The organism is Methylobacterium sp. BE186 (assembly GCF_031457035.1).
Taxonomy (GTDB): domain Bacteria; phylum Pseudomonadota; class Alphaproteobacteria; order Rhizobiales; family Beijerinckiaceae; genus Methylobacterium; species Methylobacterium segetis.
In genome coordinates, this window is record NZ_JAVDVV010000028.1 from 50,045 (window position 1) to 72,420 (window position 22,376).

Below are 22,376 nucleotides of genomic sequence, written 5' to 3' on the forward strand. Positions count from 1 at the left end.
CGAACCCGCTAAAGTCCGAGATATCCACTGCGTGCCGTAACGTCCAATCGGCGAATGGCCGCTTTGGAGATGCTGTCTGCGGGGGCTGAACGGCAACTATGGGCGCAATGCGGAAGGTCTGCTCTATGGCGTCGCCCTGTGGCGCGAGGCGGACCCAAAGCAGCCCGATAAGCCTCGACGGTGGATGGCAATCACGCCACCCACCTTCTCCTATTTGACGTCCGTCCGCGCTCCCGAAGCCACGTCAAAATCTGAAGGCACGTCATCGCGATCGACGTGCTTCCCACCCGGCGCAGCGCACGAACCGGTTACCTGGAACTCGGAGCGAGAGAGTCCGAGCCCCAGCGCGGCGATTGGCCTGGCCAGGTGGGCCATCACGCCCACCATGTCGCTGACCGAGAGCAGGCGCATCACATCACGTCCAGGCGCTCCACATCGGCCGCGGTGTCACACTGGCGGACGGTCGCCCGTTCGTACCAGCAGTGGGTCTGCTGCAGGAAAACCTCGTCGAACCGCTTGTGAAGCTGCTCGTCGGTCAGGGCCCGCAGTTCGGTCTCGTCCTCGTCCTCGCCGCAGTCGACGAGTAGGCCGATCACGGTCTCGATGTAGGTGAGGCGAGCCGATTCTTCGGTCGCATGGACCGAGTAGAAGGGCACGCCACGCGCATCCTCTCAGTGATAGAGGGCGAGCCAGATTTCCTGAGCCATCACAGCGCCCCCACGGTCAGCCGGTCGGCGTCATCCCACTCAAAGGTGCCAGCCTTGATCTCGATCGGCTCGCGGTAGGTCTTCTTGCGCTGGATCTCGAAGCCCACGTCGTAGAACGCCTCGGCGTCGGCACGGGTGAAGGTCTCCTGGCCGTGAATGTCGGGGATCTCGTAGTAGTCGGACCCCAAGGCGAACGCCTGATCTTCGCTCTCGGCCCGCACCCACAGATCGTATTTCTCGATGCCGTCGCTGTTCGCCCACTGCGCCTCGACAAAGTAGAGGTGTAGCGGCTTCGGCTCCTTCCGCAGACCCGTGAGCATCTGCACGTTGTTCTCGTACTTGGCCATGAAGAACGCGGCGTCGTCCTCGGTTTGGAAGCCGAGTATGAGCCGCACGGAGTCCTTGGACACTTCGAAGTCGTCCGGATCGTCCGATTCATCGAGGATCACCTCGTCGCCGTCCTCGTCGAGGTAGGTCGGATTCACGTCCATGGTGAACGGGCAGGACGGGTGCAGAGCGCGGATGCGGCCGAGCACCATGCCGGTGCATAGGACTTGGTCCTCTGCGACGGTGTAGGCGCGGCGGAAGGAGAGATCGCTCACGGCTGTACCTCCAGTTCCTCGACGCCCATAAGGTGACCGTTGTCGTCCTCAAGCCACGCGCACAGTTCATTGAAGCTGAGGGCGTCCATGGCGCCTTGATTCCAGCCCACAAACCGCCCCTCCTCCTGCTTCAGCAAGGCGCGAGCGCCCGCCTCAGCCCCAGCCTCCGTCTGGTGGAGGGAATAGTGGAAGTACCCCCCACCCTCGCGGTCTTCCACGTAGGCGAGATACAGGACTAACCCCTGAATTGAAACGCTCAAAACAATACCTCCTTAGTAGTTCCGCCTCACCGATTTGACCTCGCGGGCGGTGCCGTTGAGTTCAAGTCAGCGAAAGGCCTATTTTAGATCTGCAAGTCGTCGGAGCTTTCGCGAAACAGATCCCGTTTTTGCAACAGGAAACCGATGCGCAGCCCGTACTCCTCGATGCAGCACTCGAACTCGCTTTGGGGCGAGCAGCGCCATCAGCCAGGCGCTTGATTAGAGGGGCGCAGACGGCCAGGGGCCTCGCGACGAGCTTCGCCTTCAGGCCCACCTTTTTCCCCGTGTGGCCGCCAGAATAGCTGTAGCCCCTCTCCGGCTCCGGGCATCGAGAGCGCACGCGCAGGATGCCGGCGCGGCCAAGAGCGACCGCGCCGATTATGTGACCCACCTTGAAGCGGGCGAAGGAGATGGGGATGCGGGGGAACATCCCCCATTTCAACTTCAGACGCCCGCCTTGATAACGCGGTAGATCTCGCCCCAATCGATCGCTCCGGCATTAGCCGCCGCGTCCTCGGGATACGTCTTGAGCTCGTTGGCCGAGAAATTCATCTCCTCGATGACCTCCTCGAACTCATCCTGATCCATGTCCGGATCATTCAGGTCGAACGCTTCGGCCCATATCTGACGAGCTGTGTCCTCGTCAGACGCGCGGACGTAGCACTCCATCTCAGCCCCATCGGTCGCGCGGACATCAGGATGGTAGCCGATGCAGTAGTAGAGCTTGAGAGCCATCAGTTCAGCCCCCTACCGAGAGGGCGCAAACGTCCGCGCAGTTGCCGTTCTCGTCCGCCATCACCAGACGCGAGTGCTCTAAGTCGAGTTCCCCAAATACTTTGCTGCCCTCGCTGGCCTCGCACTTATCGACGCTGAAATCAGCGACGATGCCGTCACCGCGCTCATCGAGCAGCATCTGGGTTAGGGCCGCCTCAGTAGGCGCCCCAGTCCGGTAGAGCGAGTACCCGCACTCGCTGCCCTCATCGTACTCGCCCGCGGCGAGACACACGGTCGTGGTCATCAGACCACCTCCATCATGGGGCGAGTTGCACTGAACGTGACCGCTGTGAAATGGACGCTGAGCCACCCCTGAAGTTCGTCCGTGTCGCGCACTGGCATGGCGTTCTTGATGCGTGTGTCGTGCTCCACGACCGAAATAGGCGTTGCCGGTCGCGATGGACGACATCAGGGCGCAGCGAACTGCGGTGTCGCGGTGCTTGCGAGCGCGCTTTGGCGTGCAGCCCTTGATGACCTCGGTGCACGCCTCGGCGACGCGACAGGCCAGCATCGGTTGGAACAGGTGCTCGCAATCCTTCGGGACCATGGACTTGACGAAGGGCACGCACTCGTCGGCACCCACCAACGCGTCGGACGCCACGACCGGGATCAGCATGGGATGGTGATCGATCAGCACCAGCGTCATGCCGTCATGCAGCGCGGGCAATGAGGCGATATCGCCGCCATCAAGGGAGAACCCCTGGAAGCCACGGGCCTTGGGTGAACAGACCATCAGAAAATCCTCAAAGGATACTCGTCGCCCACTAAAGTCGACGGCTGCGAACGATCGGGGACGTAGCCCACATCGAAGGTCTTGTCAAAATGCATTTTGCACAAAAAGCGGTATTGCGTCCGCCTGTCTCGACGTGCTTAGAGGATGCATCTGGCTAAAGAAGAAAGATTCATGACCATCGATCTCTACACGAAGCTGGAATCATTTGCGCAGACAGATTCCTCTGCGGTCAAGCTTGATGATTCCGGACACGGATTCACGGACTCATCACGGCTGACCCTAGCCACAATCAACTACTACGACAACGGGCCCGATATCCGCGGCAAGTGGTCTAGCTCGCGCTACGCCCTGAACTGGCAGATGTTCGACCGGACGGACCCGTTCACGCCCAGCAGCCGCCTGGCCGTCTGGTCAGGCGCCACGCAGATGCACGAGCCAGGATTCTTCGAGCATTACCTCGAAGCTAAACTGCACCTAGACCTGATGGGCGTCGCGTGCCGGCTGTTCTACAAGGATCTGGTGACCGAGACGCTGAAGATGCCGAAGATCAAGGACAAGCCCGCCCCGATGCTCGGCCAGTTCATCAGCAAATACCCCGGCTCCGTCTACCACTATGGCGCAGTCACTCGCATGTCCTGGGACGAGTTCGATGAACTGACCGTCGAACTGTTCCTCGAACAGAGTCTCCACGCGACGATCCTGGTGGATCAGATCGCCAACAACCTGAAGGACCCGAAGAATCTGCTCCGCGGCCGATACGACCCAAAGGGCCTGTGGCGCGGCAAGGGCAAGAAGAAGGTGAAGCCATGAACGGCCTGACCACCCACGAACTGACTCAGCTCGTCAAGGATCTGCACCAGCGCGTCAGCGCGTTGGAGCAGCTCAACGCCTTACTGGTGGAGGAGAACAACAATCTCGTCCGCCTCGTGGATCTCCACGAACAGGACATCCGCCACTTCAAGGATCTCCTCCGACCTGAGGGGCACACCATGTCCGCCAAGGACATCGAGAAGTCCATCGCTGAGATGGAAGCCCAAGATCCAATTTCCGGGTACAATTTCTAATCTACAATATCTAATCTCTAATATGTAATCTGTAATTATAATGAGATTTCGAGCCATCTCATGTAATTCGCTTCTTTCAGAAGCTCACGGATGCAATTGCTCGCGTCCCTTCAGGTCGCTCCGCTGACGAGGAGATTTCGCTCGCTCAACTGCGTTGCGCTCTCGAAATCTCAGGATCGAGCGAGATGCCCTCAGCACTCCCTCGCTCTCGCTCAGTCGGCTTCAGTAACCCAAATTTTTTGTTCCGGCTGTCAGGTTAAAAGAAGATGGTCGTTTGGAAAGCCGAAGGGACGCACGGTCCGCCTAGACAGCCGGCAAAGGCCGCGCCTGACGCAACCTCGCCGCTTCTATCCAGCGGAGCTACGTTCCGGCTCCTACGGCTGGCAGGCACCCCGATTCGGCCTCCTACAGCGGCCCCGCTCATCCACATGCCAGGATGGCCTTTGCGGCAGTTGTCAGATCCTCGGTCAGCACCGCTCGCATTGGCGGCTCGCCCTCGGCATCAAGTTCGACGAGAACAATGCCAGGCCGTTTCATGGGCTTAGAGGCGGCAGTGGTCGAGATGAACGGCATCCCGGCGGAAGCTCCCTTCGCGGCAGCTTCTTCAACCACTTTCTTGGCCCATCTCAGCGATTTCGCGGCATATTTCGCTTTCGCTGCCTGGCCCTCAGGCGTCTTGCTCCAAAGCGCCTTGGTTTTGCCGAGGACGGTGCCACCTCTTCCCTTGCCGCTACCGGTGTTCAACCATTGAACAGCGCCAGCCGGGTCAACACGGTTTCGTTCCATGACGAATATGGCCTGCGCGTAGGCCGTGAGGAGCGACCGACTGTATTTTCGGTTACGGTGGAGCAGAACAGCCTTGACCGTCGCCAAGTGCCTGATCTCTCCGTCCTCCGCAATTTGAATATCGCGCTCCACATAAAAGCGGCTAAGTGCGTCCGGGTTCTCGGCCAATTTTGCATGAAGTCTGTAGATGGCGCCCAGCAGCTCTGCCAGGCAACATTCTTTCTCAATTCTGTGTATTGCCGACGCCGCGAGCATGTTCAAACAGGCTCGGTCAGCTTTGTCTATGAGAAAGCCGTAGGATCCAACGACCGGCAGCGCTCGAGGGTCTAGCGGCATATGTATCAGGCCGGTTGAACCGTGAGCTTGTATTCCTGTCGGAACCCGAAGTCCGTTCACCATCATTACATCCGAGCCCCTACTTCACGCTTGCGCCGATGGCGGCCCACGTAGCGCGCACCGCATGCGGGCGTCAAGAAAAAATAAGCTCGAGATCCAGATACGCGCTGTATAATCTGGGAGGTTCGCGCCGTACTTGCGATATTCACGATTCGGTTTACATTATAGCCGAGGAGTGAATCTTCCTAGTTCCACGGCAGATTCGATTGCATAGATGAAGATTCAGAGATCATCGTAATTTTTTCTGCAGGAATCCGATTTTCCGTCTGGACATGCTTCACAACGTCACCTAGATCGTCGTTGTGCCTGGCGGATTTAGGGCTCATACAGACCGCACTTGCATCCTATCTGGGTGGTCTGCGATCTGCTTTGTAAGATTGCAGAACCAACAGGCACCATTACCTATACTGCACTGTTTTACGCAGAAATTTTAATATTACTCGACTTGCGCAGGGTAGTCATGGCGCGAGCCGCTGACCTAAAATTGCGCCTATTCCAACCGTGGTGAGCTCACACTGGATTTGGCTTGCCACTGCCTACTTGAGGTTAAGCAAGATGAAGAGCAATAAATCCGCAGCGCCCGACGCTACCCGTCCCAATGCAGATCCGATCACCGCCTTAGAGATCAAAGTGACGCTTCCCGTCGCGGCCCTGCAAGACCAGTCAATGCTCGGCCGGAAGGTCGCACACGTCATGCGGCGCCATAGCGGAATATGGGGCCATGAGGGGATATCGCTGCTCACCCAGCAGCGCGACTGGATCTACATCTTCCGCCAAGTGCCGGATGAGTCCGCACTTCTCGACGCTCTCCAAGTAGATCTCACAGCGGCGCTGGGGCGGAAACCGGTGATCGAGTCCTTCCGTCCGACCGACGCCTATCCTGGCGACCACTCAGTCTACAGCTACCCGCCCGGGCACCTGGTGCGCCAGCGTCGCTGAACGCGTAACGGCGGGCTGGATCAAACCAAGGTCGCAAGCAGGCTTCCTAAGCTCTGCACGTGCACGAAGCGTCCCGCGTCACTCGGGCAATCAACGCAGTGCGGTCGCCCTGGCTCTGGGCGGCCGCTCCTCAGGCGCTGGCGGCGTCAATATCGGCGCGAGGCAGCCAATAATTCGAGAAGGTTTCGAAGCAATGCCTGATACAGACAATGATGAATACGCCGCGAAGCGTAACTCGATCTTCGAAGAGCTTGCGCAGCACGGCGTTGAGCGCATCACCGTTGTGTTCGACGGCGGCGGCGACGAGGGACAAATCGACAGCATCGAGGCATTCGGAGCTGACGCAGAGCCCATCGAACTCGACTGGTCGAGCACGAACGATCCGGCGGTCCGCTCAATGCACGATGTTGTCGAGGAGTTCGCATACGAAGCGCTCGACGGCGTGCCGGTCGACTGGTGTAACGACCTCGGCGGTTACGGTGAAATCGAGATCGCCGTCCCTACAGGGTCGATTGAGGTCGAGGTAACGAAGCGCTTCGAGGCCTCCGAGACAAGTCATTGGGAGCGCTGAGCATGGCAAACGCCTACCATCATGCCATGTCCAGCGCGCGTCGCTTCGGTGGTGTCCCGGAAGACACCCTCCCCATTCACAATTGGTTCGACGGCAGCAAGGCGTTTACGTGCGACTTCCGGCACCGCGCCTTGCGCCACCACGCTGAGGGCATTGAGCTCTGCATTCAGCTCTTCGGTCCGACGATCACGCTGAGCACCGGCAAGCAGATCCCAACCCGCTGGGTGGCGGAGCAGCACGTAACGGAGGATTTTGGCTGGATTCCTTCGTTCATCGACTGGGCACGCGCAATCAAGCCGCAGCCTTGGATGGGCCGCACGCCAAAGATCGCCATGCTTGCCAATAGCGCCGACGAAAACGTCTGAGCGTCGAGGAGCAGCAAAAGGTTCGCGAGCGGGAGAGCATAGATCTCCCGCCCGATGCGATTCATCTATCTCGCCGCGCTCTAGGGGCTGCCACCAGCTCGGCTACGGTCAGCGCTCCTCAAACCGAATGAACCGCAAGAGCGAGGATCATGCCGGCAACATCGGGCTCCAGCACATGCACCAAACTCCTGGCTGCATCCACCTAGTTGGGCTGAAGAACCGCCCAGGCCGCGAGACGATCTTCCGCGAAGCCTGGTCGGGACTGCCAGGCTGAGGACCAGCAACTCACCATACGAAGAGTGGGACGCCACAGATGCCACGACGCGCCGCCAACGTCACTCAAGCGGACATCGCGCGCGCTATCCGTGCCGTGCAAAACGCCGGGCTGCCCGTGTTGCGCGTAGTTGTCCGTACGGACGGCGTAGCGGTCGAAACAAAGGAAATATCGAACACCGATGCGTCTGCCGAGGATCGGAGCAAGCTTGCCGACTCGGAGCGCGTGGTGGTCCTATGACCAACGACATGCCGCGCAAACGCCCTCCCCACCTCGTCCGTGAGACCACGCGTCATGGTAGAGTGGTTTGGTACGTGCGGGTCGGACAAGGCCCTCGCATCCGCATGCGAGAAGCCTTCGGCGCACCGGAATTTTGGCGCGACTACGGCTTGGCGGTCGAGGGCAAACGGGTGGCGAAGCCCGACACCCCGGCGCCTGGCACGCTCGCCTGGCTCATCGCGAGGTACGTCACGACCGCCGAATGGTCGGATCTTGCACCCGCCACTCGCAAGCAGCGCCACGCAATCTACCGGGCTATCGAGGAAACGGCCGGTACCGAGCCGATCAAGGCCATCACCAGGCGCGCCATCCTGGCCGGCAGAGACAAACGCCGTGATCGGCCGCACGCGGCCAACAACTTTCTGAAGGCCATGCGAGGACTGTGCGCCTGGGCTGTCAGCGCCGAGTACGCGAAGGTCGATCCGACGCTCGGTGTGAAGCTCCTATCTGGCGGCAACGACGAAGTTGGCTTCCACGCCTGGACCGAAGACGAGCTCGCGCGATTCGAGGCACGTTGGCCGCTCGGTACCCGTCAGCGCCTCGCCTTCGACCTCTTGCTCTACACCGGCCTCCGCCGTGGTGACGCCGTGCGCCTTGGGCGGCCGCACGTCCGCGACGGCGAGTTCACGATCCGCACCGAGAAAACGGGCATGGTGGTCACGGCGCCTATCCTCGAGCCGCTCGCCGCCTCGATCGCGGCGACGCGCACGGGCGAGCTAACCTTCATCGCGACGGATCGCGGGCGGCCGTTCACGAAGGAGTCGTTCGGGACCTGGTTTGGAAAGGTGTGCCGGGAGGCAGGCTGCCCGGGCGCTGCGCACGGACTGCGCAAGGCGGGAGCACGGCGCGCGGCCGAGGCCGGTGCCAGCGAGGCGCAGCTGAATGCTCTGTTCGGGTGGGCCGATGGGAGCCGGGAGAGCGCCGTTTACACGAGGACGGCGAACCGAGCGAAAATGGCTCGTGAGGCTCGGAGAAATCCCGCACCATCGACCAAGGTGCGGGAGGCGGGGTAGAAACCCAACTGATTACAATGGGTTAGAAATCAGTTGGTGCCCAGGAAAGGACTGGACGCTTGCGAAAGAAGATCCAGCCAAATCAGAGATTTAGCAGAACCCTTCCTAGTCGTTGTGTAGCACTCCTGCGTGACAGCGATCAACGCTCCTTTCGACAAGCTAACGGGGCCGCTCTCTACACCCAGGGTCAGCTAGTCGTCGGGGACGCTGCCGTCCCGCCAGGCAAAACAGCCCGTTTGGGCATTCTTTGAGGTCCCGCTCGGCCAAACGCTAGGGAGTCTGTACGATTTAGCTGCCAAGGCCGTTCGGGCCCTATTGCAGATCCGCAAAACTGTGCTCAATGCCCAAGACCTCGCCGCGTCTGTGGCCGCCGATTCCTAACCCTCGGCGCTTCTCGGAGGTCTTCAGCCATGACCCATTCCTTCCCGTCTGCCCTCCCGCCGCGCCGCACACCAGCGCCACGAACCACGCACGCAGCGCTGCCTCAGCTCGCTCAACCGGGGCGACGCGTCCTGCCGCTGCGCTGCCTCGATCCTGCGATGCAAGGATTCTTCTTCGATCAGATCAAGCAAGGTGATGTCCCCTACTGGCTGGTGGCCGGCGATATCTGCATCAGCCATCGCTCCCTCGTCCCCTACACCGCTTCAGGGACCGACGAGCAGGAATGGGGGCAGGATCTTATCACGCTCTGAGCGCCCAGGGTGCGGATCGGTGAGCGCTGGCCGGTCCGCATCCAGCTTCAGCGCGAGGGCTCACTGCCTGCGATCCGTGCGGTTGAGGTTGGCTCGATAGCGCAGCCGATCCGCCGCCCCCGCGGCCTGCTTCTCCCAGGCACGGAACCGAAGCATTTCGTCATCGAGCACCCCAAGGTCGTAGACGATCGCCTCGTCCGCCCCGACCAGCACCGCGGTCTCGATTTCGACATCGTCCCGCCCTTCCAGCCCGAGCCGCACCCGCACCGGCGCCAGCGAACGCTCGCCCACGTGCACGAGGATCACCCGGTCCGGCCCGTCCTCCGCCTGATCCGGCGCACGCCGTACGCAGGTGTGGGGCACCGCCAGCACCTCGCGCGCACCGTCCGGGTCCGCCAGCCTCACGCCTTGCACCTTGCGCCGGCCCTCGACGCGCACCCCTTCGGCCGGCAGCGCTAGGCCGAAGCGCACGCGCCGCTCCCCGTCGAGTCCGCAACGCGCCGCCACCACCGGACCCCGTGCCCGGTACCGCTCGCCCGTCGCCGGGGTGAACGCCAACTCGAGCCAGCCGCCCGACATCACCGTCTCGGCCACTGCGCACGGCAGCAGGAAGGACGCGAACAGCACGGGTGGTGGAGGCGCACCGCTATCGCCATCCGACTTCACCGTGGCTAGCGCCTCGATCACCCTCCCAGCCGCGGAGGCGGCGAACTCCGCGTCCAGCCCTAGGACCGCCGCATCGTGGCTGAGCAGGACGTCGGCGGTGACGACCGGAGTGACCTTGATACTGCGTTGCCTGGTCGTGCGGATCCCGGCCTTCTTCCACTCCGCCTCGCTCAGTTCCACCCGCGGCAGACCGGTGTCGCGCAGCCTACTCTTCCTGGCTGGCTTCATCGTCGCCAGCGGCGGTGTGGTCCGCCGTCTTTCCTCTCGCTCGGCCGCCTGCAATGCCTGCTCGCGTTTGTGCTCGGGTCGCGCGAAGATGCCGCCGCGCCCGCCGCGCTGTTTCATCATCGCGCGATCCTCGGCCGTCATCCCCCAGCGGTCGCGGCAACCCGAATCCTCCGGCGAGACGACCTGCTCGACCGGCGGGGGGTGATCCTGCGGCAGGCGCGACGCCCGGATCTCGATCCGACACGACTCCTCGTCCGGGAAGGTCGGACGACCTGCCAGCTTCAGCGTCACCCACATCTGCCCGCCGTCGCCGACCTCCCGCCGGGCCGTCACGACCGCCCGCAACGGCTCGCCCTGCCAGCGGGTTGGGGTCACCCGGGCTGGCATGCCGAGGTCCACCGCCTCGGCGACGGCGCGCGGCAGCCGCAGCTGGAAGGCGCGGTTCTCCCACCGCGTGAAGCTGTAGAGCCGGTCGCCTGGCCCGAACAGGGCGCCGTCTGGCAGGACGTGGTCGACAGCGATGTCGAAGGGCATCTTGAGCCGCACGAACCGCGACGGCGTCCCCTTCCGTTCGAGGTACTCGATCTGTTTTTCGGACATCTGGATGGCGCGCAGTGACGCCTTCGCCGCCTCACGGGCATCCCCGAGCAGCGCCTGGATCTGGTTGAGGTAGGCCCACTGCCGCGCCTCAATCTCTTCGCCCACCACCGTCATGATCGTGCCGAAGGCCGGGACGCGATAGCGTAGCGCCAGACTGCCGCCATCCAGCTCTCGCCTCACACTTCCGTGGCATCCCGCAGATATCGGCAGAAACGCATCCGGGTCGGGCAGCAGGTAGGCGTACTCGATGATGATGCCCAAAACTGCCTCCGCCCTACTCCGCACGGCACGCGGTCAGCAGGTGAGAAAAGTTCACCTTGGCCCTTGAACGCCGCCGCGCTGGGAACCATGACATCCTTGTCCGGCCGATGCATCGGTCGGGCTTGCCCGTCGTGGTCGGCGCAATACGGCAGCGCGGCGGGGACATGGGATACTGTGGGGATGTGGTCGTAATATCCCGCGGGCACCGCAACGCTCGAAGCCCGAAGGACCACCGGCGGCCTGCCTGGACGTCGTCAAGTCGCGAGCATTCTCCCCAGCCGGCAGGGCAATGGGGGGCCGTAGCAAGGCGCCTCTGCCTGTGAGGTGACCGAGCGCGCGTGCGGCCACCCGGGCTTCGGTCGGGGATGGTCCCGCTTGACCGTAGCTCCCCCTCCCCCCTGGGAACGAGCGGTAAGTGGAAGTCTCCCCCTACTCCCCGCAGACGACGATCAACTCCGAGATCGACAGTTAGAGGATTAAGCGGGATATGCCGGCAGCCTTCCTCGAGTGCCGTTTCAGGGCTCATTTCCATTCCCCAAGTGCCGCATCGGGCATTTCGGTTCGGGGCCGCTTTCTCCGGGCTCCCTCACGCGGCCCCATCGTCACCAACGGCTCCTGCCCTTCCCGGAGGAGCCACCACACCCCGTAGTCCGGCAGGTCGTTGGTTTGCACGACCTTCCGCAGTTCATGCTTGAAGCGCGGCAGCGGGCTGCCCTTCCCGGACTTCTCCCACAACGTCGAGACGCTCATTTGAAAGTACGGCTGTTCGCCTACGTGCTTGCGCACCACACGATAGAGCCAGCGTTCGTAGTTGCCCGGGATGTCGAGATAGGCCTCGCAGAGTTGCAGCACATGGCGCTCGCCGACTGCCGTCCGAAACCAGTCGCTTAGTCTCAACTCCAGATGCCCGCGGCTGTTGGCGAAGGTCACCTCCTCGATCAACGCGAAGGTCTGCTCCGCGCCGAAGCCCCCGTCGGGCCGGATGTTCGTCGTGTAGCGCGTGCCCTGCAGTCGCTCGAGGCTCGCCCGCAGCAGCGCGTACTCGCGCCCGCTGCCGGTGAGGCCACGCGCCTGCAACAGCTGCCTCGGGTTCAGGTCGACCACCTCCGGCACGGCGCTGCCTTGCGGCTGTTTGTGAATGAGCTTGCTGGCGATCAGGATCAGAAGTTCAGCGTCGCGAATGCTCACTACGCCGTGCCCAGGCGCCGGCTCCGCGCGCAGCCACCAACGCCCGCAGGGGCTGACGTAATCGATCGGCGTGTGCCGTGGCCGGCTCGATAAGGCGAAGAAGGCCGCTCCATCAGCGCCCGCACGTCGTAGAGCGGCCAGGGCGCCCTGTGCGGCGGTGCTTGCGGCGGCACACGGACGGTCGGGGCACACTCCCGGTCCAGCAGCGCCCAGTCCTCCTCCGGCATGAGCGGCCGGTTGCCGTCGGACGGTTCGCCCCACACTCCGTAGATTTCCGGATCCAACTCGGGAGGCTCCGGCCCCCAGTCGATCGGCGGCTGCGGCTGCACCGGCGGTGTAGGGTCGGGCGCGGGCGCGGTCTCGTCTTCGAATACGAAGAAGTCATCGGTGGGCTGGTGACGCATGTGCATGCCTGCTTCATCGGGATCGGCGGCACGCAAGGTCAGCGGCCCCCGAGGCAGCCTGACCCGCGTCCATCCAGGCTGCACCCGATCAGATCGCTAGCCGCAGCGCTACGGCTGAAATGGTATCACGGTACCAAACGCTAGGGGGTCTGCGCGAAATAGCTGTCCAGCCGAAGCATGCCGGCGGATTGATCGTACCGTTGGCGCCGGCGGACGGACCATCCGCGGCGAAACGCTTTGGGTCTACGGCCACATCCAGCTGCGGAAGCGCTGGTCCGACGGCTAAATACACTCATACCCCCTGCAACACCGGCGGATAGACGATCCGCCAGCCCTGTCCCCCTGCCTCCGCCAGCACTCCTCCTCCGCCAGAGCCGGCATCCCTACCTGGATGCCGCTCCACCAGCACCGCCGCCGACCGCTAACCCTTCCCCTACCCTCCCGCACTGCTGCCTCGCCCTCGATGCACCACTTCCACGGATGGCTTCGTCAGTTTCGCCGCCGCCCACCCCGCAACGGTTGCGGCGGCTCCGCATCTGGTGCTGGCTGAACGAACAGCTCGCCCAACGGCACGCTCAGCGCCGCTGCCACCCGGTCCAGCAGATCCACTGTCGGGTTCTCAGCCTGCCGCTCCAGCCCACCCAAATAGGCTCGGTCCACGCCGGCATCCGCCGCCAGCCGCTCTTGGCTGACACCCGCCGCTACCCGCACCCGCCGCAGGTTCCACGCCAGCAGTGCCCGCCCGTTCATCATCCCGAACAGGCATCATCCTGTGGGCCATCAAACCACTGGCTATAGCCACACCTTACGGCTACGCTTCCGCAACTTCGGCCTGGCCTCCGTGAACCTCAGGTCAGTCCGAAGAGGGGAGCACCATGTCCGAGACCACCAACCCGAGCTTCATCACCCGCCTGAAGACCCGCTACGCCGCCAACGCCGCCACACCGGACGGTGCCTGCGCCAAGAAGGCAGCCATCGTCGGCAGCCTCGTCGGTCTCGTTCTCCTCGGCGGCTACCGTCTCTGGCACCGATCCGGCAGCGATCAGGCTGCCCCCACCGTGGTCAACAACGCTGCCGGGTCTCCCGCACGCACCTTCGTCCAGGGGCAGCTCCCAGCCTGCGACGCGCCCGTCGCGCAGCACCTGCTCAAGCAGGCTGTCGAGACCAACCCCTCACCAATCCTCGGCCCGGTGAAAGTCCACAAGGTCGGCGCGATCACCGACTACATGGCGTTCGTCACCGCTCTCGCCGGCGGCGCCGACGCGAAAGTCGACCCCAATCCAGACGCCACCATGCTCGCTATGCGTGCTAACCTCGAGAGCCGGCGCAGCTGTGCCGCGCAGCTGTTCACCTCGCGGGGCCAGCACGTCTACAACTACTCCATCGTCTGGACGTCCGACGCCAAGGATGAGGTCTTCCTGCAGGCCGAGCTGGGCGAATGACGTGAGTCCGCTGCCGGTGAGGGCGGCAGTGTAGCGAAACGCTGCCCCTCGCCGATGGTCCTCCCGATCCAGCAAGAACGCCAGTCAGTCCGTGAACCTTCGTCCCACTCAGGACGAGGCCCACCATATGAATCCCAGCGACGATCACGACACCCGCGCGGTAGTTGCTCATGCCGCGCGCTCTCCAACTCGGCGACGCCTCCTCACTCTCCTCGCTAGCATCCCCGCCTCCGCGATCCGTAATCCGGCCATGCCCGTTCCAGCAGAGGCAACTTTCTGCGGTTCCTCCTCGGAGCCCATCACCGACCTCTTCATCGCCTTTGAGGCTCTGCTCACGAAGCACGAGGCCGCGCTCTGGCGTTGCGATCGGCGCGAAGCATGGCTGCAGTCCGAGCTGGACTATCCCCGCGTGCCCCTGCCCACGGCGGCCGGAGCACCCACCCGCTACGCCGCCGACATTGAGACCATCGCCCGACACGTGCCGCCCGGCCGGCGCCGCTACCGCCTGCAGCAGGTGCTTCATCGCCGCCAGCAAGCCTGGGCGCGTGGTGCCCGTGCCTGTGGCCTCACCCGCACGCAGGAGCAGGAGGCCGCTCTCGCCGAGGCCGTTCGCGCTGCGGCTACGACCTTGCTCGCAACGCCAGCGAAGACGCTGACGGGGATTCGTCTCAAGCTTCTCGTACTGCTCGCAACGCAGGATCCCGGCGAGGCCTTCCGAGACGCTTCACCCTGGCGCGAACTGCACCTCATCCTCGCTGACGTCAGCGCCCTAGTGGCCGAAATCTGACACTTGGTACCCCCCAAAGGTCCACCGCGGGTGGTTTGCGGAGATTGGCCTGGCGCCCGCAAGCGGACGTTCCGCCTTGCGCCCATTGCTGCCGTCCAGCCGACCCAGACAGCTTCTCAAAACCGGCCATTCGCCGGCTGGACGTTCTGAGAGCCAAGGATCGCACCGCTTTGCTGGGCGGGAACACAGCGGCCTCGCGAGCCATGCACGAGGCCGCTCCGGAGGTGCTGCTCCAAGAGGACACCTCTCTCAACCTGCCCAGGCGTGAGGCACAGGTGATCGCCCACCGTAGGCCGAACTCAGCGTGCACGCGAGCTTGTGAGATCAGGACGCAAGGCGATGCTGCGCCCCTCAGGCATGCGCCATGCCAACGTCTCGGACCAATCCCACAAAACTATCACAGATCAATCGGCCGTCTCTTAGGTTAAGATGCGGAGTGATCGTGGGAACCGCAGCGACGGAGGGGCGGCCGATGTTCAGGCGAGACCACGAGGCGCAGTACCAGTTCTTGGTCTATGATCCGCCCGCACCGGGCCTGCCGTGGCTCTCTGTCTGCATCGGTCCGGATGGCAAGATCCGGGGGGTAGAGACCTTCGACACGCGGGCCGGTGCACAGGCGCGGACGGCAGAGTGTGCCGAACTTTTTGTCAGGATGACCGAAACAGGCGAAGGGTCGCACTCGCCTCGCGTCATCCGTCTGCATTGAGGATCTGGAAGCGACAGTCGAGACACGTTCACGCTGATCGGTTGATGCCCTTCAGAAGCGGAGCGTGCCGGTTCGAGCGTTACGGAGTGCCCGCTCGACCAAGGCCCCTTCCATCAAGTCGTCATGCCTGAGGCTGATCAGGCCCGTTGGCATCCAGGTGCCAACCCTCGCGGTCGAGGTGCAGGTAGTTCGCGTTGAACAGCGCGACACGCTGAAGCGCCTCCAGATCTGGGATCGTCAGGCGCTTGCCGCGCAGCACGATCAGGCCGCTCGCGCGCAGCTCCTGCAGAACCCGGTTGACGTGCACGTTCGACAAACCCGTCGCGTCGCCGAGCTCGACCTGGGTGACCGGCAGCAGGCAGCTGTCGCCCTCCGTCAGCCCGACCCCGCGCAGCCGGATGAACAGCTCGCACAGCAGGTGCCCGATCCGCTCCAGGCCGGTGCGCTGGCCGAGGTTGACCGTCCACTCGCGCTGGATCGCCACCTTCACCAGCATCTCCCACCACAGGGCGCGCGTGATCCGCGGGTGCTCATCGGTGAGGTCCAGGATCGCGTCCGGTGAGATCTCGGCGAGGCGCACGGGGGTGATGGTGCCGATCGAGTGGTCCATCTCGCGCAGGACGAAGACGTGCGGGTCGCACAGGTCGCCGGGCAGGAAGAACGAGATGATCTGGCGCCGCCCGTCCTCCAGCTGCTTGTAGCGGCAGGCCCAGCCCTCCAGGATCAGGTTCACGTGCTCGGGCGCGTCGCCCTCGCTGATGATGTCCTGGTGCGCACCGAAGATGCGAACCTTCCGGCTCGTTGCGTCCTCAAGCGCCCGCCTGTCCTCCTCGGACAGATGCGTGAACTGCCCCAGCTTGCGGATGAGATGCTGCGGCATGCCTGCCCCCGTGACGCACCCGCGCACGGTAGCGATACGGATGCGACCAGAATTTCACACAAGTGAATGTCCACAACCGTATGTTGGCAGACGTTCGCGCAGTCTGGGCCGACCCGGTAGTCCGAAGAGCCTGCGTTGGAGTTATCCAAAGCCGCCCACTCAGCGCGAGTTGCCGATGCCCTGGTTCTACTTCCATCTGCGCACGCCAGCCGGTCTGGAGCTCGACGATCTAGGGCTGGAGCTGATCGGGATAGAGGCGGCCTACCTCGATGCCTGTCGGACGATCTCGACCCTCACAACTGACCTGCTGGCGAAGAAGGTTGATCCGCGGCTCTGCAGCTTCGAGATCACCGACAGCGCGGGTCAGCTTCTGCTGGAGCTGCCGTTCACGGAGATCCTCGACAAGGACCGCAGGCCGTCTCCACCCGCCTTACTCGCCCAACGGCAGAAGACGCTGGCCGAGATACGGCGAACTGCGCAGCGGGTCGAAGTTCTCGTCGAAGCTCTTGGCAGGGAACAAGCAGCCTTGCAGGCGAACCTTCAGGACACGCGCGAGCTTCTGGCTCGTGCCCAAGCAGTCGACCCCCGCAGTGCCTGGCAGCGCCCGACCTGATCGACAGGCGCTCTTGCGAAACGTCAGCCAACGCGGGGCGGTCTTAAAGTAGGCCTTGCTCTGCCGGACCTTGAGGAGCGCGCGATACTGCGCGCTCGCGCAGCGTTAGGCGATCCCCTCAGGGCTCAAGCGAAGAGGGCACGCGAGATCTCCCTCGGCAGCACCGGCTTCGTACAGAGGGCAACACCAGCATAGCGGGCCGGGATCATAGTCTGCTCGTAGCCTGTGGCGAACACGAAGGGCACGCCGCGTGCCTGCAGGGCATCGGCCACAGGGTTAGACCATCTCGTCATGCAGGTTGATGTCGAGCACCGCCACATCGATCTCGGGCAAAGCCGCAATCAGATCCAGCGCCTCCTGGACGCGCGACACCGGCCCCAGCACCTCTGCTCCGCTATCCTCGAACTCGCGCTGCATGTCGCTGACGATGAAGTAGTCGTCCTCGACCAGCAGCACGCGCCGCCCGGCCAGCGCTTCCAGCTTCGACATAGCGGCTCCTGACGGTTGTGTCGCTCGGGCGAGCGATCTGGCACGTGCTGTGAGCGACCACCTTCACGCAGGTTTAGCGAGCGGCAGGTCGATGGAGCAACGCAGCGCCGTCTCACCGAGCTCGTAGCTGGTCCTTGCCTTCAGTATGTAAGGCAGAGCCCGCTCGATCAGCTCGCGTCCGTAGCCGAGCTGCTTCGACACCGGGCTCTGCTCTTCGCGTGGGCGGCTAATCCCCTCCTCCAGCCATTCCAGCGCAAGTCGTCGGCCCTCGCCAGCGGCCTCGTAGGTTCGCCACGTCACGCGCAGTTGGCCATGCTCCGTGGTGAGCGCGCCGTACTTGTGGGCATTGGTGGCGAGTTCATGCAGCGCCAGCGCGAATGTCTGCACGGCCGCTTTGCGCAGGCGCACGACGGGTCCCTCCAGAACAATGCGGTCCTGCATGGCAGAGGCTCCAAGCGCATCGAGCTCGGTCTCGATCAGCATGCGGATCGTGATCGGCTCCTGCTCCGAGCGGGAAAGAAGGCCCTGCACCCGTGAGAGAGCTGCGAGGCGTTCGCTGAACTGCTCGCGGAAGGCCTCCGTCGGACCGGTTTGTGCCAACGTCTGTTGCGCGATGGAGCGCACCACACCGAGCAAGTTACGCGTGCGGTGCTGCAGCTCGGCCACCATCACCTTCTGCTCGTCCTGCAGCTGGCGCAGGTCGTCGATGTCGGTCGAGGTGCCCAGCCACTCGATGACGCGGCCCGTCCCATCGCGTACCGGCGTGCCGCGCTGGGTGAACCAGCGGTAGCGGTTCTCCTGGACGTGCCAGATCCGGAACTCGATGCTCAGAACACCCGTCGTCTTCGCTTCAAGCCACGCTGCCCGCGCCATCTCGCGATCATCGGGATGAACGGCCTCAAGCCAGCCGTAGTCCCGGCTCTGCTCCTCCGTCAGTCCCGTGAAGGTGTACCATTGCGAGCTTGCCCAGACCCAGCGCCCGTCGTCCGTCGCCTGCCAGACAAGCTGCGGGATACCCTCGATCAGAGCACGCAGCCGCTCCTCGCTCTGCCGCTGTGCCTCCTCGGCCTGCCTGCGTTGCGTCACATCGGAGGCCGAGCCGAACCACTCGGTGATGTTGCCCGCGCTGTCGAAGAGTGGGATCGCGCGGGAGTGGGTCCAGCCGACTGTTCCATCGACACGGCGGACCCGGTGCTCCAGATCGAACACCTCTCCCTTCCGCTTGGCTTCCTGGATCGCTGCGCGAACGCGGGCCTGCTCGTCCTCCGGAATGTAGCGGTCGAGCCAGCTCCCACCCGGAGCCTCCGTGTTCGGCAGGAACCCGCCGCCGGCGAGCTCACGCATCTCCTCCCAATCAGGGCTCATGCGGTAGAGCACCTGGGAGCTCGCCTGCACGAGGGCGCGCAGCTGCTGCTCAGAGCGGCCGAGCGCCGCCTCCGCCTCGAGCCGCTCGGACACGTCGATGAAGGTCACGACGGTGCCGTCGATCCGATCCTCGACGGTGCGGTAGGGCCGCAGGCGCATGACGTACCGGCGTCCGTTCTTGCTGCGGATCTCGCGCTCGATCGGCACGAGCTTCTGCAGCACCGTCCGCACATCCTCCGCGATCGCATCGTAGGCGAGGCAGTGCGTGAAGTCGGTGATGGCCCGGCCGATGTCGGTTGTCGTGACGTTGAAGAGTTCCGCGATCGGCGGCGTGAACATCTTGATGCGCAGCTCCGGGTCGAGGAACAGCGTGCCGATCTCGGTCGCAGCCGTCAGGTTCTGAAGATCACTGTGCGCCACCGAGATGCTCTCGAGCTTGCTCTTCAGCGCGGCGTTGACCGTGTGCAGCTCCTCGTTGATCGACTGCAACTCCTCCTTCGAGGTCTCGAGCTCCTCCGCCGTCGAGCGGTACTCCTCATTGATCGACTGCAGCTCCTCGTTGGCGGCCCGCAGATCCTGGATCGACACCTCGTGCCCGCTGCGGCTGACCACCAGTGCTTCCTGAGCAGCCTTGAGCTCGATGTGCAGGCGGCGTACTTCGTCCGGTTGTAGGTCAGACGTGCTCGCGGCTTCCTCGTCCTCGCGGACGGGGCCGCCGTCGAGGAAGAAGACCAGTGCTCGCGCCCCCATGTGCGCCTCGCTCGGCACGAGCGCGACGTGCATGGCAACCTGCCGCCTGTCTTGATCGAACGTGACGGTCACCGGGTGGGTCAGCGTCGGCAGCTTCTGTTCGAGGGCGCGGGTCAGGGCGAGCTTGAGGTCAAGACGCAGTTCGGGCCGCACGATGGCGGGCAGCAGGTTCGAGATCGGCCCGGCCGAGTGCAGGATGAAGCGACCGGCTCCCGGCGAGAGGTGCAGGATGTTCTGCCCGGCATCGACCAGCGCGCTCGCCGGCGCGCTGCGCTCCAGAGCCGCGACATGCAGGGCGGCCGATAGTCCCTCACGGACGTCACCATGCGCGAGCCGTGCCGACGGCAGAGGTGATGCCAAAACGACGGAGCGGTCGGGCGTGGTGAACTGCGGCAGCAGAGGGAGCGTGTGGTGGGCCTGCGGGAGAGCGCTATAGATCCGCGCCTCCCGATCAAGTGGCGCGAACAGATCGGCGGCCATGTCCGCGGTCTCGGCCGAGCCGAGGAACAGGAAGCGTCCCGGCTTGAGGCCGTAGTGGAAGATGGAGCAGACCTGCTGCTGCAGGACGCGCTCGAGGTAGATCAGCAGGTTGCGGCAGGTGATCAGGTCGAGCCGCAGGAACGGCGGCTCCTTGAGGACGCTGTGCGCGGCGAACAGGACGCTGTCGCGGATCTCCTTGCGGATGCGGTAGTGCGTGCCCTCGTCGATGAAGAAGCGGGCGAGCCGCTCCTCCGACACATCCGCCTCGATCGAGCGCGGGTAGCGGCCCTCCCGCGCTGTCGCGAGAGCTCCCTCATCGAGGTCGGTCGCGAAGATCTGAATGGGATAGGAGACCTTCCGCCGTGCCGCCTCCTCGTGCAGGAGCATCGCGATGCTGTAGGCCTCCTCACCGGTCGCGCAGCCCACGACCCAAACGCGGATCTCGCCGTTGTCCTCGTCCTCGAGGGTGTCGAAGAGCGGCTTGACGGTGTGACGTGCCAGCGCCTCGAAGGCGTGGGGGTCGCGGAAGAACATCGTCACCGAGATCAGGAGGTCGGAGAAGAGCTCCTTGGCCTCCTCGGCCGTGGTGGCGAGGTAGGCAGCGTAGTCGGCGAGGGTCTCGACGCGGCAGACCTGCATGCGGCGGATGACCCGGCGCATGATCGTGGCGCGCTTGTAGCTGGAGAAGTCGTGGCCGGTGCGCTTGCGCAGGAAGCTGATGATGCGCCGCAGGTCGTTGGCGGCGCCATCCATGTCGAGCGAGCGCACGGCCTCCTTGCTGTGGGCGACTTCGCTCAGGCGCTCGGTCAGGCGCGCGATCGGCGCGATGAAGTCGGCGCACCCTGTGGCGATGGCATTCTGCGGCATGGATGAGAAGCCGGCCTCGGCGGGCTCCTGGACCATGACGACGCCGCCGGCTTCCTTGACTGCGCGCACGCCCACCGATCCGTCCGCGCCCGCCCCGGAGAGCACGATGGCGATGCCGTCGCCGCGGGCGGCGGCGATGGATCGGAAGAACATGTCGATTGGGGCGCGCCGCCCGCGCGGTTCGCTGAAGGGTCGTGCCGTGACGCTATCGCCGTCGATGACGAGCTCGCGATCGGGTGGGATGACGTAGATGCAGTTGGGCTTGAGCGTTGGCCCATCCTCGATCTGATGCACCGGCATCTTGGTGCAGACGGAGAGAACCTCGCTCAGCGCGCTGGGCTGATCGGGGGACAGGTGGAGGATGACGACGTAGGCCAGGCCGAGATCAGCGGGAACGTGACGAAACAGGCTCTGGAGCGCTCCAACGCCGCCCGCTGATGCTCCGATGGCGCAGACCGGCACGAATGTCTGCGACGGCAGCGGGTTGAGTTCGGTCACGTTAGGCACTGTGGGCACGTTTCATCGCCTTATTGTACCGTGGCACCGCCCGTTGCCCACGTGAGAAGATCTACAGGCAGGAGCCACATCCCGATAGGACGTACTCAGACGGAACGTTCCACGAGGCGGCTTGCGTCACTGTGCACAGGTCGCTCGGCTTCGGGAACGGCCGACGAACTGACGTTTTGGGCCCCGTTTGAACAGCAGTGATCTCAATCACACCGGGAGGCCTGCTGCCACGGTGTGATTGCTGCTCCATCAAAGCGATTGCGGCAGGCGCTTAGGGCACCACAGGCAATGGCAGAACGTCCGCTTCGCCCTGTGACCTGCCCGAAAGCTGCCGTTCTGCACGCGGCCAGGCTCGCTCGTTCCGGGTCAATCAGACTGCCGGTAAGCAGACCTTCTGAACGCCCGAGAAGGGTCGTGAGCAGGCCCTCGCAAAGGGTACCAAGCGTTGGATGTCGGGCGCTAGCTCCGCTGATCTGAGCAGTGACACAGGTGCAGCGCACTCATCGCCTTGCGTAAGACCAACGCCGCTTCAGGCCAGGCGGAACACTCGCCCCGAAACGGTGCAGGTGTAAGGCCATACGCCGCTGCGGAAGGGGACTATCGGAAATTCCGTGTGTGGGCGGCGAGTTGAACATCAGGCCGCCATGGCCCGGGTGAAGCGCTCGCCGAAGATGACGGCGAACTGCGC

At 63.9% G+C, this 22,376-nt stretch carries 21 protein-coding genes and 1 pseudogene; 10 read left to right on the top strand and 12 right to left on the bottom strand.

What is annotated here, in order from left to right:
- Window positions 1–410: 410 nt before the first annotated feature.
- From J2X36_RS22230 to J2X36_RS22250, 5 genes are all read right to left on the bottom strand, one after another.
- A complete protein-coding gene (locus J2X36_RS22230) occupies window positions 411–656 on the bottom strand; it encodes a hypothetical protein (RefSeq protein ID WP_310353879.1) in 246 nt (81 codons plus the stop codon).
- A 50-nt stretch (window positions 657–706) separates the two neighbouring features.
- Entirely contained in the window at window positions 707–1,309 is a 603-nt protein-coding gene (locus J2X36_RS22235; protein ID WP_310353882.1) for a hypothetical protein, read from the bottom strand.
- Complete coding sequence (locus J2X36_RS22240) at window positions 1,306–1,569, bottom strand: hypothetical protein (protein WP_310353885.1); 264 nt, start codon at window positions 1,567–1,569, stop codon at window positions 1,306–1,308. The genes J2X36_RS22235 and J2X36_RS22240 overlap by 4 nt, the downstream gene beginning before the upstream one ends.
- Before the next feature lie 444 nt (window positions 1,570–2,013).
- On the bottom strand, window positions 2,014–2,304 hold the full coding sequence (locus J2X36_RS22245; protein WP_310353887.1) for a hypothetical protein: 291 nt from the start codon (window positions 2,302–2,304) through the stop codon (window positions 2,014–2,016).
- Window positions 2,305–2,308: 4 nt separating this feature from the next.
- Window positions 2,309–3,076: a hypothetical protein gene (locus tag J2X36_RS22250; protein WP_310353890.1), complete on the bottom strand. Its 768-nt coding sequence runs from the start codon at window positions 3,074–3,076 to the stop codon at window positions 2,309–2,311.
- 171 nt (window positions 3,077–3,247) lie between these two features.
- Here J2X36_RS22250 and J2X36_RS22255 point away from each other — a divergent pair, with 171 nt between their 5' ends.
- Window positions 3,248–3,886, top strand: coding sequence for a hypothetical protein (locus J2X36_RS22255; RefSeq protein WP_310353892.1), 639 nt, complete (start codon window positions 3,248–3,250; stop codon window positions 3,884–3,886).
- Window positions 3,883–4,140: a hypothetical protein gene (locus J2X36_RS22260; protein WP_310353894.1), complete on the top strand. Its 258-nt coding sequence runs from the start codon at window positions 3,883–3,885 to the stop codon at window positions 4,138–4,140. Before J2X36_RS22255 ends, J2X36_RS22260 begins: the two co-directional genes overlap by 4 nt.
- A 420-nt stretch (window positions 4,141–4,560) precedes the next feature.
- Here J2X36_RS22260 and J2X36_RS22265 read toward each other — a convergent pair whose 3' ends face one another.
- A complete protein-coding gene (locus J2X36_RS22265; protein WP_310353899.1) occupies window positions 4,561–5,181 on the bottom strand; it encodes a hypothetical protein in 621 nt (206 codons plus the stop codon).
- A 696-nt stretch (window positions 5,182–5,877) separates the two neighbouring features.
- Here J2X36_RS22265 and J2X36_RS22270 point away from each other — a divergent pair.
- From J2X36_RS22270 to J2X36_RS22290, 5 genes are all read left to right on the top strand, one after another.
- Window positions 5,878–6,261 carry a hypothetical protein gene (locus tag J2X36_RS22270; RefSeq protein ID WP_310353902.1) on the top strand — a complete coding sequence of 128 codons (384 nt, stop codon included), beginning with the start codon at window positions 5,878–5,880 and terminating at the stop codon, window positions 6,259–6,261.
- A gap of 193 nt (window positions 6,262–6,454) precedes the next feature.
- Complete coding sequence (locus tag J2X36_RS22275) at window positions 6,455–6,832, top strand: DUF6878 family protein (protein ID WP_310353905.1); 378 nt, start codon at window positions 6,455–6,457, stop codon at window positions 6,830–6,832.
- A gap of 2 nt (window positions 6,833–6,834) precedes the next feature.
- A complete protein-coding gene (locus J2X36_RS22280) occupies window positions 6,835–7,197 on the top strand; it encodes a DUF6915 family protein (RefSeq protein WP_310353907.1) in 363 nt (120 codons plus the stop codon).
- A gap of 618 nt (window positions 7,198–7,815) precedes the next feature.
- Window positions 7,816–8,763 (top strand): site-specific integrase, encoded by a 948-nt coding sequence (locus J2X36_RS22285; protein WP_310353909.1) that lies wholly within the window; start codon window positions 7,816–7,818, stop codon window positions 8,761–8,763.
- A 410-nt stretch (window positions 8,764–9,173) separates the two neighbouring features.
- Complete coding sequence (locus tag J2X36_RS22290; RefSeq protein WP_310353910.1) at window positions 9,174–9,455, top strand: hypothetical protein; 282 nt, start codon at window positions 9,174–9,176, stop codon at window positions 9,453–9,455.
- A 60-nt stretch (window positions 9,456–9,515) separates the two neighbouring features.
- Here J2X36_RS22290 and J2X36_RS22295 read toward each other — a convergent pair whose 3' ends face one another.
- From J2X36_RS22295 to J2X36_RS22305, 3 genes are all read right to left on the bottom strand, one after another.
- On the bottom strand, window positions 9,516–11,210 hold the full coding sequence (locus J2X36_RS22295; RefSeq protein ID WP_310353912.1) for a hypothetical protein: 1,695 nt from the start codon (window positions 11,208–11,210) through the stop codon (window positions 9,516–9,518).
- Window positions 11,211–11,732: 522 nt separating this feature from the next.
- On the bottom strand, window positions 11,733–12,659 hold the full coding sequence (locus J2X36_RS22300) for a replication initiator protein A (RefSeq protein WP_310353914.1): 927 nt from the start codon (window positions 12,657–12,659) through the stop codon (window positions 11,733–11,735).
- Window positions 12,660–13,291: 632 nt separating this feature from the next.
- Window positions 13,292–13,552, bottom strand: coding sequence for a helix-turn-helix transcriptional regulator (locus tag J2X36_RS22305; protein ID WP_310353938.1), 261 nt, complete (start codon window positions 13,550–13,552; stop codon window positions 13,292–13,294).
- A gap of 125 nt (window positions 13,553–13,677) precedes the next feature.
- Here J2X36_RS22305 and J2X36_RS22310 point away from each other — a divergent pair, with 125 nt between their 5' ends.
- On the top strand, window positions 13,678–14,244 hold the full coding sequence (locus tag J2X36_RS22310; protein WP_310353915.1) for a hypothetical protein: 567 nt from the start codon (window positions 13,678–13,680) through the stop codon (window positions 14,242–14,244).
- A gap of 250 nt (window positions 14,245–14,494) precedes the next feature.
- Window positions 14,495–15,031 (top strand): hypothetical protein, encoded by a 537-nt coding sequence (locus J2X36_RS22315; RefSeq protein ID WP_310353917.1) that lies wholly within the window; start codon window positions 14,495–14,497, stop codon window positions 15,029–15,031.
- A gap of 827 nt (window positions 15,032–15,858) precedes the next feature.
- Here the strand turns inward: J2X36_RS22315 and J2X36_RS22320 are convergent.
- Window positions 15,859–16,617 carry a Crp/Fnr family transcriptional regulator gene (locus J2X36_RS22320; RefSeq protein ID WP_310353921.1) on the bottom strand — a complete coding sequence of 253 codons (759 nt, stop codon included), beginning with the start codon at window positions 16,615–16,617 and terminating at the stop codon, window positions 15,859–15,861.
- Window positions 16,618–16,792: 175 nt separating this feature from the next.
- Here J2X36_RS22320 and J2X36_RS22325 point away from each other — a divergent pair, with 175 nt between their 5' ends.
- Window positions 16,793–17,230: a DUF6894 family protein gene (locus J2X36_RS22325; RefSeq protein ID WP_310353924.1), complete on the top strand. Its 438-nt coding sequence runs from the start codon at window positions 16,793–16,795 to the stop codon at window positions 17,228–17,230.
- Window positions 17,231–17,355: 125 nt separating this feature from the next.
- Here the strand turns inward: J2X36_RS22325 and J2X36_RS22330 are convergent.
- Both J2X36_RS22330 and J2X36_RS22335 read right to left on the bottom strand, forming a co-directional pair.
- Window positions 17,356–17,719 (bottom strand): annotated as a pseudogene (locus tag J2X36_RS22330) (response regulator).
- A 63-nt stretch (window positions 17,720–17,782) separates the two neighbouring features.
- On the bottom strand, window positions 17,783–21,697 hold the full coding sequence (locus J2X36_RS22335) for a chemotaxis protein CheB (RefSeq protein WP_310353927.1): 3,915 nt from the start codon (window positions 21,695–21,697) through the stop codon (window positions 17,783–17,785).
- Window positions 21,698–22,376: the final 679 nt, after the last annotated feature.

Excerpts from the sequence above, each read along its gene's own strand:
- J2X36_RS22245 (WP_310353887.1), bottom strand. The coding sequence starts at position 2,304 with ATGGCTCTCAAGCTCTACTACTGCATCGGCTACCATCCTGATGTCCGC.
- J2X36_RS22250 (WP_310353890.1), bottom strand. The coding sequence starts at position 3,076 with ATGGTCTGTTCACCCAAGGCCCGTGGCTTCCAGGGGTTCTCCCTTGAT.
- J2X36_RS22255 (WP_310353892.1), top strand. The coding sequence starts at position 3,248 with ATGACCATCGATCTCTACACGAAGCTGGAATCATTTGCGCAGACAGAT.
- J2X36_RS22260 (WP_310353894.1), top strand. The coding sequence starts at position 3,883 with ATGAACGGCCTGACCACCCACGAACTGACTCAGCTCGTCAAGGATCTG.
- J2X36_RS22265 (WP_310353899.1), bottom strand. The coding sequence starts at position 5,181 with ATGCTCGCGGCGTCGGCAATACACAGAATTGAGAAAGAATGTTGCCTG.
- J2X36_RS22270 (WP_310353902.1), top strand. The coding sequence starts at position 5,878 with ATGAAGAGCAATAAATCCGCAGCGCCCGACGCTACCCGTCCCAATGCA.
- J2X36_RS22275 (WP_310353905.1), top strand. The coding sequence starts at position 6,455 with ATGCCTGATACAGACAATGATGAATACGCCGCGAAGCGTAACTCGATC.
- J2X36_RS22280 (WP_310353907.1), top strand. The coding sequence starts at position 6,835 with ATGGCAAACGCCTACCATCATGCCATGTCCAGCGCGCGTCGCTTCGGT.
- J2X36_RS22285 (WP_310353909.1), top strand. The coding sequence starts at position 7,816 with ATGCGAGAAGCCTTCGGCGCACCGGAATTTTGGCGCGACTACGGCTTG.
- J2X36_RS22290 (WP_310353910.1), top strand. The coding sequence starts at position 9,174 with ATGACCCATTCCTTCCCGTCTGCCCTCCCGCCGCGCCGCACACCAGCG.
- J2X36_RS22305 (WP_310353938.1), bottom strand. The coding sequence starts at position 13,552 with ATGAACGGGCGGGCACTGCTGGCGTGGAACCTGCGGCGGGTGCGGGTA.
- J2X36_RS22310 (WP_310353915.1), top strand. The coding sequence starts at position 13,678 with ATGTCCGAGACCACCAACCCGAGCTTCATCACCCGCCTGAAGACCCGC.
- J2X36_RS22315 (WP_310353917.1), top strand. The coding sequence starts at position 14,495 with ATGCCCGTTCCAGCAGAGGCAACTTTCTGCGGTTCCTCCTCGGAGCCC.
- J2X36_RS22320 (WP_310353921.1), bottom strand. The coding sequence starts at position 16,617 with ATGCCGCAGCATCTCATCCGCAAGCTGGGGCAGTTCACGCATCTGTCC.
- J2X36_RS22325 (WP_310353924.1), top strand. The coding sequence starts at position 16,793 with ATGCCCTGGTTCTACTTCCATCTGCGCACGCCAGCCGGTCTGGAGCTC.